We start from the raw sequence: 14,813 nt of genomic DNA, 5'->3' as shown, positions 1-14,813 counted from the left end.
CAAGATGGGCGATAGCTCGAACCAGGTCGCGTCTCCGCCCTTCGGCTCAATTGCAGCCGCTTTCCCGTCACCTTCCCAACCTTGGCCAAGGCGTAGCTGAAACGCGTCGAATCCGTGGGCAATTCTCATGCCGTGACTCAAATCGGTCATTCACCAGCAGTGCGCATTCCTCAGCTTTTACTCGCGCTCTTTCGGGATTTCGTCTTGACGGTACCGTGACGACCCCTTCACTGGTTGCGGAGGAGGATTTTCTTACCTTGCGGCACATTCTTTGCCGTGCCTGACACACCGTGGCAGCTCGATTTTTAAGCTCCTCGCACGGAAATGTACGTCATGGAAACGCGGTCTTTCACGGCGCACTTGGGGATATCTTGGGCTAGGTGCCGCTGCGCTTGCGTGCTTATATTTCCGCGTGTCGGGTCTTCTTCATTTATGAGGCCCTGATGCCCTATGACTACCTTGCGCATGAAGCTACGCGTCACCACGGTGCTCCTGGGCATGCCGGTGCTCTGGTGGGCACAGCCTATCTTCGCCCAATCCTGCTCGCCGGCGGCACCAGGGCAGCTTGCGGCGGACGGTTGCACAATTACGCTTGGGATTGCTTCGCTCGGGACCACGACTGCTTCTACACCAGCCGTCACGGCGCTCAATGGTGGATCGATCACGGTGCTATCACAGCTGACGGCGAGCACGAGCGGCACGGCGTCGCCCGGAGTTCTGGTGCAGTCAAACGGCACAGTATCGCTCAATGGTGGTGGCACCATTACCACTACTGCTGCGGGCTCGCCTGGGTTTCAGGCTCTTACCGGTGGCACAGGCAATATCACCGGTGTGCATTTCATCACCAGTGGCACAGCCGTATTTGCACAGAGTGGCGGTCAAGTCACCGTGCACGGGGGCATCATCGACCTCGTTGGGCCGGGGACGGATGGCTTGTCGTCATCAGGTGCTGGCACAAACATCACGGCTGACCAGAACCTTCAAATCAACATGGGCGCCAATGCCGGCAGCAAAGCTGCTTCGGCGACAGCGGACGGGACCCTGTCGCTCAATTCGGTTTCCATTTCCGGAACCGGTGCCGGGCAAGGAGGCATTGTCACCTCCGGCGCTGGCACGGTACTTACCGCGAACAATGTGACCATCCAATTGCTGGGGGACTCTGACTCGGCCGTACTGGCGACGGCAAGCAGTAAAAATGTAGTGGCGGGTGGCAGTGTCACCACGGCAGGTGTCGGCGGCTTCGGACTCCATGCGACGGGGGCGGTGACAACGGGCGCCGAGCTCGATGCAAGCAATCTTACGATCACGACTACTGGTCTCGCGGGGCATGGCGCCTATACCTACAACGGCGCCACGATGAATCTCGCTGGTGTCACCATCGACACTGGCGGTGCGTTTGGCTTCGGTATGTTTTCGGAAGGGTCGCTTCTCAGTCCTCCGCCAGTCGGCACCGTCATTCCGACCGTACTGACCGGTTCGAACGTTACGGTGCAAACCACTGGGGACGATGCGATTGGACTGAACGTCAACGAGACGGCCTCAGCAAATATCCAGACTAGCTCTGTCTCTACCGCTGGCCAGCGAGCGGTGGGTGTCTTTGTCGGCAACACCGGATCGGTCGCGACATTGCAGAGCACGCCGGTAACGACCACCCAGGCTGACGCCGGACAAGTGGCTGATTCCGGTACGCTGAGCGTCACCGGAAGCACCTGGAGTGGTGGGCGTTATGGCATCGGTTCCTTGGGTGGCACCAGCGCAGCGCCAAACACCGTGTCGTTTAGCGGTGGATCACTGTCGTCGGCCCAGGATGCGTTTCATTCCGAGTCGACGATTGAAAATATTCAGCTGACCAATACCACCGTTACACCAAGTAACCATGTCTTCGTCGACGTCGCCAGCAATAGCTCGTCGAGCTTTGTTTCGGAGGTTGATGGGAGTTTCGTCAGGACCCAGCCTCTGCCGACTGCAAGCGCTGTCACGCTGACCGCTTCAGGTGCTACGGCAACCGGTGATGCCATTGCGGATGCTGCCAGCACGCTCAATCTGAACTTGACGAACGGTTCCACCTGGACGGGCGCAGCGCAGAACGTCACCAATGTCTCCATCGACCCCAGCACGTGGAACGTCACGGGCGATTCGACCGTTTCCGGCACCGTGACCAATGCAGGTCTTATCGCCTTCACGGCACCGACCGCGGGCGTGTTCAAGACACTGACCACCGGTAGCTACGTAGGGCAGAACGGCACGATGGCGATCAACACCGTCCTTGGTAGCGATACGTCGCCGTCGGACAAGCTGGTCATCAATGGCGGCACGGCGACTGGCAATACCGTGGTGCATGTCACGAATGCTGGTGGCGGTGGCGCAGAAACCGTCGCCAACGGCATTCCCGTGGTGGAGGCTATCAATAACGGCACCACTAGCCCTGGGGCGTTTGGGCTTGCCGGCGAGGTGCGCGCAGGCGCGTACAGCTATGACCTGCTGCGTGGTGGTGTGGGTGGTAGCAACCCCAATGACTGGTTCCTGCGCTCGGCATTCGTGGTGGAGCCGGAGCCGCCACAGCCGCCGCCGGTGGTGCCGCCGATTCTTCCGCCGGACCCACCGCCGGAGGTGTTGCCGCCGGGTATCTATCCGATCATCGGGCCGGAAATCGCAACCTACGGCGCGATACAGCCCTCGGCGCGCCAGATGGGTTTGGCAACGCTGGGCACCATGCACGAGCGCATCGGCGACACGCTTACCAACGCCAATGCGCAGGGTGGACCCGAAGGTTGGGCCACATCGGCATGGGTGCGCGTGTTCGGGCAGGAAATTGACGATCACTACCGTGCGTTCGCCGATCCGCGAACCAGTGGTCGCATCCTTGGTGCGCAGGCGGGCTTCGATCTGTGGCAGGGCAGTTTGATCGATGGCCATCGCGATGACTTTGGCGTTTACCTTGCCTATGCCAACACCCATGCGGATGTCACAGGACTGGTCACCAACGCGGCAGCCACCGGCTATGACCTGGTGACTACCGGCCGCGTCAATATGGATGGGACATCGGGTGGTGGTTATTGGACCCACTACGGCCCCGACGGTTGGTACCTGGATGGTGTGGTGCAGGGCACACGCTATAACGGTACGGCGCGCACCGCGAACACGTCGCTGGTCGCGCGCGGCAACGGCATCATCACGTCGCTGGAAGGCGGTTATCCGTTTGCGCTGAACTGGGGGCCGAACTTCATTCTGGAGCCGCAGGCGCAGGTGATCTGGCAACGTACGTGGTTCCGCGCGATGCAGGACGCATACAGCACGGTGTCGCCCGGCTCGACGTCGGGCATCACGGCGCGCCTCGGTTTGCGCGGCCAATGGACCATCATGCGTGACAACGGTCAGGTGTGGCAGCCCTACGCACGCCTAAACGTTTGGCGCGACACGGGCGGCGGTTCAACGGTCACCTATGCGGGCCTCGATGAGGTGCCGTTGGTGATGCAAACCACTCGGGCCGATGCAGCGGTTGGCGTCACGGGCAAGCTGTTGGCCAATCTGAGCTTCTATGCGCAAATTGGTTATCAGTTTGGCGTGCTCTCCAGTAATGAGCGACGCAATGGTGTGGCCGGTGATGCAGGGTTGCGTTTCCGCTGGTGAGTAGTAGGGCTGCCTACAGGCGCTTTTAGTCGCGCCTTCATCCTTGCAGCACCCTTCGGCTTTACGGGCGACCAAAGGGTTAACGCTGCGCCATATCGAGCCTGCCTTGGTTGCCGCCAAGCGTTCAGGCGCACCTCGCAGGTGCTCGCGTGTCGCAAATGTCGCTAGGTGCTCCGTAGGAGGCTCATGCCTGGGTTCACCTCAGCCCTTGCAGTAAATCCTGCGAAGGCATTCCCTCGAGCGCGGAGAAAGCTCGCTGCTTCCGCGCACCCACTTCCCTCCAAGCCTCCCCTGCGCCTAGTTGGAAAAAGTCCGGCTCAGATCGCGAGCGGACACTATAGGCACGCTTCTTAGCTAGGCTCGGCGCAGTGAGGCTTCGGGGCACCCCATTACTCTTCAGGTCTGAGTAAAGGCGCAATGCGACTTTGCACTAACGCGTGGATGAATGCGCTATCTAGGACCGCAATGTGCGAAGCCTCGAGCAGCTCGCCGCCAATTTCTCCCTGAAATTCCCCTTCTCGCCAAAGCAGCGCGCGCCAGGTCGCCGAACCTCGATTCGTTGTATATGAGCCTTCGTAGGTGTAGGGACCGAATGCGCCACGCAGAGTCGTCATTTGGCCACCTCCCCAGATCGCGTTAAGCGGTCGTTGTTCGTCAACGGGGGTTATTGCCTGCGCAAGCATCGACTAACAGCTAGGTTGATGGTCCGCCCCGCCAGATGCCGAGTCCATACGTCATTTAGTCCGTCATATGGCCTAGAAGGGTGCCTGCAATAAAGGCTAACGCTCTTCCAGAAACACGAACTAGAGGCAGGATATATAGCGCCATATGCATCGGCATGTCCGCTGCAGATTGGAAGCTGACGCCCGGAAGTTGTAGGTCAAACGCCTGAATCTGTGCCTTTCCCGGCATTCCCGAGAATGCACAACAGGAACCCGACCGAACCCGCGACAGCTGCCCTGATCCCGTTGAGCCCGATCTCTTCGTGGAGCTGCCACAGAAAAATGCCGCCGACAAACAGAACAAGCCCGATTCCCTCAACCCACCCTATTGGGCGATTTCCGACTTGAAGAAGTTTCCCATCGTCCCGGTTTATCCGCCGCCTTAGTTCGCTCAGATAACTCACCATGGCCTCCCTTCATTAGGTCCGCTCTGGGTCCAGGCTGTGTGAAAACGCAGACCATCTCAGGCACATGGGCCTCCTGCGCGAAATCTACGTCGCTCACAAAACACGAGTGACTTAGAACTTCGCGTACGTGGACAATTTTGCGCACAAAATGATCAAGCAAAGATGGCCTCGCGCGTTTTCACACAGCCTCGGTCGGAAGCGGACATTAAATGCATCAGGAATTGACGCCAATCGTGACCTGAAACTTGATTTCGCCCGAAATCCGTGGCGGTGGCAATTTGACAAGCCTGTCGTAGTAGGACTGCAACAGATCGTCAGGCGGGCCGCCTGATGAGGCGATCTTTGCTTCACATTTGCCGGGCGTGCAGGTGAACTGTGTCAGCAATACCGCTCGCTTGCTGTATGAAGAAAAGACTTCAGCTGCAACCCCATTGGTCGATTTTATGAAGTCTGCAAGATCCTCGGGAGTTGACCTTGAGGCCATCTCTTCTTGGTCCTGAAGAAGTCGAACATTCAAAATCTTGACCCTTTCGTTGTTCTCCGTAGCTTTGGCGTCCGACTTGTAAGTTACCCACCCTTGCGGCGCGACATATGTCTTGCCGTCGACGGGGTTCTTATAAGTAGTGTCTTGAGCCTCGCTCGAAGTAGAGCCGAGAAGTAGTAAAGCTGCGATAGCAAACGCCTTCATTCGACTCCTCCGAAGATATCTGAGTACACCTTTGGTCAGGCACACTCGTTACCCGACGAACTACCCGCAGTGTCCGCAATGGGTCGGAAGCAGACCTTCGCGGTCTAGGGCAAAACCGATCTTAAGCCCGGCCAGCCGGATGTGCGCTATTACGGTCCAGATCCGAAGGGCGGAAATCTGTATCTCATGCTCTTTAAGAGCCCCAGCTGCTTGATGCAGGTGCGAACAGTCGATGGTGCAGCCGAGATTCTTGCCGGTCCATTGAGCGCACCGTTGGAGTGGACTGACGAAGGTTGGTACTGGCCAAATCTTGTCTGTCAGATGGAGAACTACGGCGGGCCAGGCACCGGTGAGCTTAAATTGCTGCAAGGCCAGATCACTGATTTGATGTGGCTGTAAGGTTCGCTCCCGACCCGTAGCGGACCTAACAGGGGGAGAGAATGGACTGCTGTTCGGTCGAATTCGTGCCAGTCGACACTGCCACGCTGGCCCGGACAACGGCGTTGTTCGAACAAATTCGAGCCTCGAAGAACGAAGGGGCGACTTTGGACGACTCGGTGTTCTCCGCACAGCTAACTGATGCAGATAGGTCGTTCTTTTGGAGTCCGTCGGAAGAAGAGCGAGCGGAGTGGTCGGCGATGTGGTTTGGAACACCACCGGGTCAACGCCACTTGCTGCCAGGGCCGCAGTGGGATCTCGGATCTATGCTGGATTCCCTTGCTGATGGCGAGTACGACTTGATTACCATCGAGGATCGCGGACACAGCCACCACTTGCTATTCAATCCGCAAAGTTACCCGTTCGGCGGCCCGGGTTGCATGGTCGCCTTTTTGGAGTGTTTCGGGCACAAGGTTATCACCGTCAATGATGGGACAGGACGGGTTCCCTACGTGCCAAAGGCGCGTTGGAAGCCGAAGGGGCGATGAGATTCTTACGTCTGCTTCCGACCCGAAGCGGACCGTTCTGGCTGTAGACTTTTAGAGGCGATGGTGGTTCTTTTCGCGCTGACAAAACAGACGTTCCATCTGTGGAAATCGTTTGAATTCCTGTCTGGGAAAGCTAGGTCAATTCCATGATTGTCGCAACTCCCGATACGGCTGGGCGGTACGTTGCTTTCACAGCCCGAAGGCGGAGCAAGAACATGAAACTGATCTTCTGTGCGCAGTGCGGTGACATAGTGCGGCTATCCCTTCGGCCGCGGCGCTGCGAGTGTGGTCTGGCCTGGGGTAAATACCTCAAGGATCGCCTGCACGCCATGATAGGCGGTACGGCGATACCACTCGGATTCCGGAACGATGAATTCTATGCGGCCTTGAGGGACCGACCACTATCGGGTCAGGGTGCAGCGTTTGCGGCCTTTGTGATTCCTTATGAATGCGACACGGTAAAGCAGCGATGCGCCGTCCCGACGTCCGCTTGCTCAACCAACTCTGTCGTCGACAAATTCCGGTAGTTGCAGCAAGGTAATTAACCACTGATGTCGACGGAAGGACCGCTTACGACCCAAGGCGGATATTGCACGCGAAGCTTCAACCACGACCCCGAAATAGGCTTCCGACCCGTATCCAGGGCTAAGGTGTACCTTGAACGTATGGGTCAATTCTTGGCCGGACGGATCACCATGTCTCAGCGGGCGTGAATTGATGAACTGAGTATACGGCGGCTGGTGGCCGCCGTTGAAGCCGCGATGGGAGCCCGCGCTCGTTCCAATAAATGGCTGAACGAACCAATCCCCACATTTGGGGGGAAGTGCGCCTAGGAACTGGTAGCGGCAGGTCGATTGGAAAACGTTCTGGGGTACTTGCCATCCATCGAGTCCGGCTTTGTAGGTTAAGAGTCTAGTTCTGTGCACGCCCGTTTTTGGCCCGAAGCAGACCCTGCAGCAGGCGTGACGTGATCCTCTATCTCGATTTTGACGGCGTGCTTCATCACGACAACGTCTGGCTGGATCTCAAAAAACTGCCCCGTGTTGCGCGGGCCGGGCCACCTCTTCGAGTACGCGAAAGACCTTGTCCGCGTGCTCGCGCCGTATCCGGAGGTCGAGATTGTGCTCTCCAACAGCTGGGTGCGAGTAAAGGGGTTTGGCTACTCCGTCAAGCGGCTGCCACTCGCGCTGCAAGGCCGGGTCATCGGTGCCACCTGGCACAGCCGATTCAAGCTTGATCAGGAGCTTGTGTTTTGGTGGTTCAACCAAGCGACGCGCTACCATCAGATCCTTGGGGATGTGGACCGTCGCAAGCCCGCACAATGGCCGGCGCTCGATGACGACGCGAAGGATGGCCCGAGAGTGCCCAAGCGCACCTGGTGCGCTGCGATCCCTCGTTAGGCCTCAGCGAGACGCAAGTGCGCCTGCAGCTCGAGGAACGCTTTGCCCGCGGCGGCGCAAGCAAACTTAGATAGCCAAAGCGCGCAAACTTAATTTCTATGCGCAACGGGTTGGACGGCGTACCCGCTCCGGCCAAACGATCGGCTTGTTGCGAGATATTGCGCAAGCCTCTGAGAATAATTAGTTCAACAACATTTTTCATTGCGGACGCACCGCGCACCTCAAGCCGTGCTTAACTGATAGGCCCGGAGGAGGTATGCATTATGCCAACCATCCTGCCACTGCTTTTAGCGGACCAAACTCTTTACAGCTGGTGCGGTCTTGTACACAAGCTAAACTGCGGCACTTCTGCGCACCAAACTAGCCTTCAGCTCTTCGACGCTCCATACGCTGCTCTATCGCATGACTTCCCTGGGCATATTTGGACTTTGACACAGCGAACTCGCGGGCACCTTGGCACCGCTCGTGAACTGGCCCTCCGCCATACGCTCCTGGGTTACTTCTTGCCAAACATCGACGGCGTCGAGTCTGAGGAAACCATAAATCTCGTCACGACAGGATCCATCCCGAGTCTGAAGATGAGACTAGGGATAACTGCAAGTCGCGTCGGCGGACACCATCCACTGAAACTATGTCGGGACTGCTGTTATGAGGAGAAGGAGCGGCTCGGATACGCGTACTGGCACCTTGAACATCAATACCCCTCGAGCTTTGTGTGCTCAAGACACGCTCGTCCCCTGACTTTCCTCGTGGACAGTGTGACACCGGTCCACCGCCGGTACTGGCTAACTCCGACAGATACCAAGGACTGCGTAACATTCGAGGTAAAAATTCACAGTGACATGGCGATGGCGGTTCTACTCAGACTAGCTCGCGACTCTCAACAATTTGCGGCGCTTCCGCCAGGCGACCTCAGCCCTGTACGTGCGGCAAGTGCATATCAGCGACTGCTTCGGGAGCGAGGTTTGGCGACCTCTCACGGAAACTTGCGTATTGGGCAAATCGTTTCGCTGATCCGCCAACGTTATCGGGGTCTGGACTTGCTACCTGGGATGGCCCCGCTGAGTTCCGTCGGCAACGACTGGCCAGGGTTGGCAGCCTCACTCTCCAGAAAAAGGCCGCGACCAGGTCATCCTCTTAAGCATCTCCTCCTTGTCGGCGCGATTACTGACAGTTGGGAGGAGCTCATTCGGGCCTGCAATTCTAATTCCGAACCTGTGCTGTCCCATTCTCAGGGGAAGGAAATCAGAACGAACGATCAAGAGATCAAACGGTTCGGCTACCTCGTAGCCCGGGAAAAGAGATCGATCACCACGGCATCAAAGGCTATCGGCGTGTCGACAACAACGGGTGTCCAGTGGGCCAAACGCCTCGGCATAGCTTACGTCAGCCGGACCAAGTCGGTAACCCCAACGCACATTGCGAAAATCAGAAAGCAGCTAGTCCGAGGTGAGCAAATCAAGACGATCGCTACGTCGACCGGTGTCTCAACCACAGTCGTAAATCGAGTTCTAGGGGCCGACGATCGACTGAAATCAGATCGGAAGAAGTGCATGCTCTTCCACAAAATGCAAACCGCACGCGCAAATTTCACGCGCACCTGCAAGATGAACAGAAGCTCGCCACTATCCGAACTTCGGAAGCAACATGGAAACGGCTACGCATGGCTTTACCGGAATGATCGGCCATGGCTTTCCGAGGCTATACGCCGTTTCGGGCGGCTGCCAAGCCGGCGCTCGTAAGGAGGGCCACCCGTGTCGATGAGAACACTAGGTTATATGCCCTATCTTCGCCCAGGATCCTTGCTGTTCACCCTGATTGCCTTTCGCTACCTTCAAACTGGAAGGAACAAGAACGATATTCTCATCGATCTGTACGGTGCGAACGGTGGAAGGAAGAGAAACCTATTTGGTGAGAATGTATCCACAGTTGCCAATCGGGTCTTTGGTGGCTCAGTGTCACCTGGAGATGTTCTGCTGAAGCACACACTCTTTGGTGTCTACTCGAGAGCACTCTCTCCGGTACTGGCCGAAGCTTGGAGCAAATCCCTCATTGCCGGAAGCCGATCACATAGCGCACAGACACTCTTACGATACACAAACCCTCGCCGTCCGTTCCAACTAATCACTAGACATCTTCGCTCATGCCACCAGTGCGTAGCGGAAGACGTTGAACTCTTCGGCTTTGGCCAATGGCGTATTCTTCACCAGATACCATCCCTTCATTTTTGCCACTTACATGGTCATCCACTGAATGAGGAAGCATTAGGCGACAACGCTGGAAATATGTGGCAGTACATCCTTCCGCGCGGCAAGACAACTAACCGGCCTCGGTTTGCAGCTTGGGCCACGTCGGACGGCCATTCGACGTATCTTGAACTATGGAAGCAGGTATTCGACGGCGAACTGCCCGTTCTAGACAGTCGCACGTGGGCCACTTACATGGATTACGTAACGACCCAAATTGGGGATATAGCTTCCGCGCGTGTCGCGATTGAGGGAATCATTCGCCGTACATGGTCCGCAGGCAGTTCTGATATCAAACATGCACTGGGGTCACAAATAAGGGACGACTTCATTTATGCCGAGCTTTCGCATAATTCGGCGCCCGCGTGGTTGGCGCAGAAGCTCATCGTATTGGGGGCGGCAACCGCACTTGGAATTCCACCGCCGAACGACGACGGAAACCACCAGCTTAGACTGGAGTTTGACCAGCAGAATGCGAAATGCCCTGTGCCTCCCCTGCAAACCCGATTACGCACGTTCCTCCTGGAGGCGGGGTTACCCGGCGCACTAGCGCCGCTTCTCTTGACAGACCAGACGATTGTCGACGTGGCAAGAGCCGCCCGTGTTCATCGAGGAGGTATCTGGAGAGCCATCGAGCGAATCCCTGACCATCTTCTCGAAGAAGTCTTCCGTGCACTGGATTGGTCCAGGCAATCTTGGATTCACAATGAACTTCAACGGCGACGCGACAAACGACCATCTCGAATCAGCTAAAGGCCGTTAAACATCGAGTTCGCCTTGATCAGATTGCTCTCCAGCTAGTATTGCTAGTGCATCCGCCCCACGACGAAGGTCCTCCTCTGAAAGCCCCTTACTCACGGCCAGGTCGCGCTCCTTCTTATTTCTTTGCCGTGATTCCTGCTGCTTCAATCGGTGCCTAACGTGACGCAGCGCATCTTTGCCACCCACGGAGTCCCCACTCGTCATGGCCACGGCGCCGCCCTGTTCCGGTGACGTGCAATCCTGCGGCAAGTCCACGAACTGAGCGCTCCTATTTCCGTTCTCATTGGCTCGAACAATGTCAAGTAGCCTCGCGACGCCAGGACTAGAAGCCGCGGCCGCGAGATCTAGGGCGGTAAGACAAGCCACCCTACCGCCTCGACGAAGGGAAATTTTTTGTGCTTCCTTCCAGATAGCTAAGAAAATGCCGGGTATGCCCCCATCAAGACTTGATGTCGCGTCTCGTATTTCGCCCAACGAAGGGATTTCCTCGCAAAGCGAAAAACGGGTTATCCCGGGAAGGAACTGTTCATTCCACCAAGACCTCTCATCGCCCTTCGTTGCAGGCTTAAACTCATGCCAGCCATGCGTCACGAAACGTCGAAGGAGCTGTGCGCTGACACCCAGCTCGCTGAACGCCAACGGATTACCCACAAGCAAGACTGGTATGCCAAGGTTCATAAGGCCAAGAAAGTACTGAACGAACTCATCACCCCACACATTTTCGGCGAGGGTGCTCGCTTGATTCTCGTCGATCACCAACAGACCAACACGATGAAACGACAGTACCTTCGCTACGAAGACCATGGCTTCATCGAGATTCTTCTGCCGCTTCAAATCGGCCGCGTAATTTGTACCAATGAGTGCATCCAGCGCCCCAATGATCGCTGCGAATAACCCCTTTCTCGTCGCATTGCTCGGCGCATTGACGATGAGGTACGCCACCTGTACCAGTGAAGACCAGCCACAATCTCTGTTTAAACCGTGAACGATGACTTGATGTGGCGCTAAGACCGACAACACCACTTCGACCAGCGTGGATTTTCCCATTGCGGTTATCGCGGCCAAGATGGAGCCTCCGGCCCGCTTCCTCAAGGTCTGTAGAGATACCTTCTCCGCGCTCTCCGCTAGCGATAGCATATTGATTCGTCGCTGCTCTTCTAGCGACATTGGATTTCGTTGCACCAATCCCGATCGCAACATGAGCTGAATATCAGAAGCGACGCCAACATGAGGTGCGATTGGCCAATAGTGCGAATCGCAAAGCACAAGCAGCGACTCCCTCTGCTCGGGTGGAAGACTACGCCAGTCGATGTCGGCGAGCGGTTCTTTACGAAGTGCGGCTGGAACGCCTTTCAAAGGTACAAACGGAGCAAGACCTTCGAGTAGGGGATTAGGACCAGCAACCAACTCAGGATGGTCACGCCGATTGACTCTCATGCTGCGTATTCCCGCATGAACGCATCCATAGCGTCAGAGGCAGCGTCGTTATGATTCTCAGCTCCCGCCAAAGTCTCCCTAGGTAACGCTTCCTGTGCATCTTCCGTCTTCGGGCTGCCTGCCTTCTGAAGAGACCGCATCTCCTCGGCGCGGTTCTTCCGTAAATTGCTGATCATTTGATTCTTTGATGGCTTCTTGTGCTTCCCAGCTAGTTCCTCTGCCAGCTCCGCTTTACCTCGATTTGTGATCGCCTCCCTGCGCTCAAGTTTCTCCAGACCCTGTCGATCTTCGTCGCCACGCTGCTTATCCTTGGCCAGAGCGCGCTCCTCGACCCTCTGCAAGAAGTCGACGACGGTACATCGTTCTTTGAAATCATCGTCTGAACTGACGTTAGGTATACTCGTCAAGCCGCGGTCCGGCAGGGCAAACCAGATGCGACTCAAGTCGATCTCGCTTTGCCGAATGATGATATCTACACCACGGTTTGTATCGACGGCCTCTTTGAACTGTGCTGAGCCTTCTAACTCCTCTGCATAGAACCGCACATCCGGCACAAGGGTTCGACCGTCAGCCATCAATAAACGAATTCCACGCTTGGTCATGACCGCCTTGGTCGGCGGCATCATGAAGGCTCGTAGGTGGGCAAGATCGTACGTAAGGTCCGCACGCATGTTCCTTTCCATCATCCACTTTAATATGCTGATGCGTGTTGGACGGACGCCCTCAACCAACATTTCCGTTGGCGCCAAATGTTCCACCTCCTCGTTGTTGTATTCGATGAGTGCCAGAAGGAACTCTCGCATGTATTCCGCGTAGTTCCACAGTGCCTCTAACGCGGGGTGCTGTTCGCCACGCGAACGTTGCTTTCCGTGCGTCGTACCGGGCAACTTGTGATCAACCTCCTTGTGCATAGTGTGATGCTGGGATTCGACCGTCGATTTACTCTGTCCGCTCCAAGACTTGGTATATTCCAACGCAAACCGAAATTCCTCTTCCGCACGAGCGGTTGCCTCCGATTTCATTTCACCGTTGTCGGCAAGGATCAGCTTGCAAAGGAGAGATGGCCAATCCCCGTCAGCGATGGTGATACCAAAGCGGGCACATATATCGACCTTACTTTCCGCACCACACAAGATCGCCTGGTGCGCCGTCCACGTGCTTGGCGACTCCCATCCCACGTAGAACCCAAATACGACTGTCGATCGAACATCCATCAGAAGCGTATAGTGCATCGGCGGGAGCTTCTTTAACCGCGAGTACATGGATACCAAGTAGACATCGTTGCTCGTTGAGTCAAGCATTCCCATTTGACCGACAGCGCATACTTGGTCCTGCGCGCACCCCGGTGTCACGCGGCCACCCAGGTGCTTTAAGCCAACACGTTGCCGGCGATGTTCCCATCCGTTTAATTTGCGCCCCCAGTACCGGAACTGAGAACGCGTCGGCCGTCGGTTGGGTGGAAATAGCTCGATTGCGCCATCGTCTCTGATCATTGACCAGTATGAAGCGCATGTCAGACGATAAGCATCTGCTTCATTTGTTCTTCTTCCAATCAGGCAGTACCCAATGGCAAGCCGTTCTTTGTCGCCATCCTGAAGAACATAGCCCATCTCCTCTGTGCCGCCGCTCTTCTCAAGACGAGATTTCCTTCCTAGCTTGGTCCTATGGACCTTCATGACTCCCGGTCCTCCGCGGCGATGCGTCTCGGGAATCAGACTATTCCTTACTCCGCCGCTAGCCAGGTAGATATTTAGAAGGCGATACAAAGTTGTTGGATCGCGCTTGCATTCCTTGGCTCGTCTTACCAGCGATGAGCGAGTGGCCGTGGTATTTCGTGCAATATCACGAACGGGCAAGCCCCTCAGAAGTGGCGCGAGTAGATTCCAGTTCGCATCCCTCTGCGCAAGTCGCCTTATTCTCTTCTCTTTCTCAGAGCTACTAGAAGCCGCATCCACGTACTCTTGGTCTAAGACAGACCAGTGGCCTGGCGTTTGGTATTTCGTTTCTGCGACTGTCCCCTCGTTGAGCGCGGTTTCGAGTGTGGCAAGTTCAATCAGTTTCGGCCCACGCGCATATTTGGATCGTTTGCCAGCCTCATTTTGGAGTCCGGCAATTTCAATAATCACCGCGCTTCCAGCTTCGTTGTCAATCAACAACACGCGATGCGGGCACCCTATTGGAGACTGACCGATGCCAGGTTTGATAACGATATTCTCGCGTAAAGTCATATGCCGACCTCCAGCCATCGCCTGCGCCCCTCACTACGTAAAGCGACTCCCCCGGCGACAAGGGGCCTCGTCGGGGTCATTCCGCATGACAAGTCGTGATCGACGTGCTGGCACCAAATCGCGATATGAAACGCGCGCCGCTCCTCAGGAGGCGACCATCCGACCTTCTTGCCGGCCTCCTTTGACGCCACCCAGGCGGGACGGCCATAAGCCGTGCGCTGGAGAATGTCTGTGTACCGGAGATAGTTCGCTGAATTTATGAGTTGCTTCAACGATGCGCGTGACTCGATGGGAGATATCGCGTGGAGCGCGACTAGTAGCTTGGACGACAGTTGTTCCGGGTGTGCCAGGCGGAATGGAATCTCCC

9 protein-coding genes are annotated in these 14,813 nt (G+C 56.5%); 6 read left to right on the top strand and 3 right to left on the bottom strand.

Annotated features, from left to right (window positions below; all coding sequences use genetic code 11):
- Positions 1-450: 450 nt before the first annotated feature.
- Entirely contained in the window at positions 451-3,630 is a 3,180-nt protein-coding gene (locus AC0GUR_RS14420; protein ID WP_472878188.1) for an autotransporter family protein, read from the top strand.
- Positions 3,631-4,973: 1,343 nt separating this feature from the next.
- Here the strand turns inward: AC0GUR_RS14420 and AC0GUR_RS14415 are convergent.
- Positions 4,974-5,447 carry a hypothetical protein gene (locus tag AC0GUR_RS14415; protein ID WP_472878187.1) on the bottom strand — a complete coding sequence of 158 codons (474 nt, stop codon included), beginning with the start codon at positions 5,445-5,447 and terminating at the stop codon, positions 4,974-4,976.
- A 186-nt stretch (positions 5,448-5,633) separates the two neighbouring features.
- On the opposite strand from AC0GUR_RS14415, the gene AC0GUR_RS14410 reads away from it, so the two are divergent.
- The 5 genes from AC0GUR_RS14410 to AC0GUR_RS14390 all read left to right on the top strand — a co-directional run bounded on the left by AC0GUR_RS14410 (position 5,634) and on the right by AC0GUR_RS14390 (position 10,772).
- Entirely contained in the window at positions 5,634-5,846 is a 213-nt protein-coding gene (locus AC0GUR_RS14410; RefSeq protein ID WP_472878186.1) for a hypothetical protein, read from the top strand.
- A gap of 41 nt (positions 5,847-5,887) precedes the next feature.
- Positions 5,888-6,373 (top strand): hypothetical protein, encoded by a 486-nt coding sequence (locus AC0GUR_RS14405; protein ID WP_472878185.1) that lies wholly within the window; start codon positions 5,888-5,890, stop codon positions 6,371-6,373.
- Positions 6,374-7,413: 1,040 nt separating this feature from the next.
- Positions 7,414-7,773 (top strand): HAD domain-containing protein, encoded by a 360-nt coding sequence (locus AC0GUR_RS14400; RefSeq protein ID WP_472878184.1) that lies wholly within the window; start codon positions 7,414-7,416, stop codon positions 7,771-7,773.
- A 263-nt stretch (positions 7,774-8,036) separates the two neighbouring features.
- Positions 8,037-9,515, top strand: a complete 1,479-nt coding sequence (locus AC0GUR_RS14395) for a TnsD family Tn7-like transposition protein (protein ID WP_472878183.1) — start codon at positions 8,037-8,039, stop codon at positions 9,513-9,515.
- Positions 9,516-9,533: 18 nt separating this feature from the next.
- Complete coding sequence (locus AC0GUR_RS14390) at positions 9,534-10,772, top strand: TniQ family protein (RefSeq protein WP_472878310.1); 1,239 nt, start codon at positions 9,534-9,536, stop codon at positions 10,770-10,772.
- 6 nt (positions 10,773-10,778) lie between these two features.
- Here the strand turns inward: AC0GUR_RS14390 and AC0GUR_RS14385 are convergent, their stop codons facing one another.
- Together AC0GUR_RS14385 and AC0GUR_RS14380 are read right to left on the bottom strand one after the other, a co-directional pair.
- Positions 10,779-12,218, bottom strand: a complete 1,440-nt coding sequence (locus AC0GUR_RS14385; protein WP_472878182.1) for a TniB family NTP-binding protein — start codon at positions 12,216-12,218, stop codon at positions 10,779-10,781.
- Positions 12,215-14,446, bottom strand: a complete 2,232-nt coding sequence (locus AC0GUR_RS14380) for a hypothetical protein (RefSeq protein WP_472878181.1) — start codon at positions 14,444-14,446, stop codon at positions 12,215-12,217. Before AC0GUR_RS14380 ends, AC0GUR_RS14385 begins: the two co-directional genes overlap by 4 nt.
- Positions 14,447-14,813 lie beyond the last annotated feature (367 nt).

The organism is Dyella sp. PARNA 12/25 (assembly GCF_055702865.1).
Note: the sequence above shows the minus strand (reverse complement) of the source record. Positions and strands in the feature narration are given on the sequence as shown.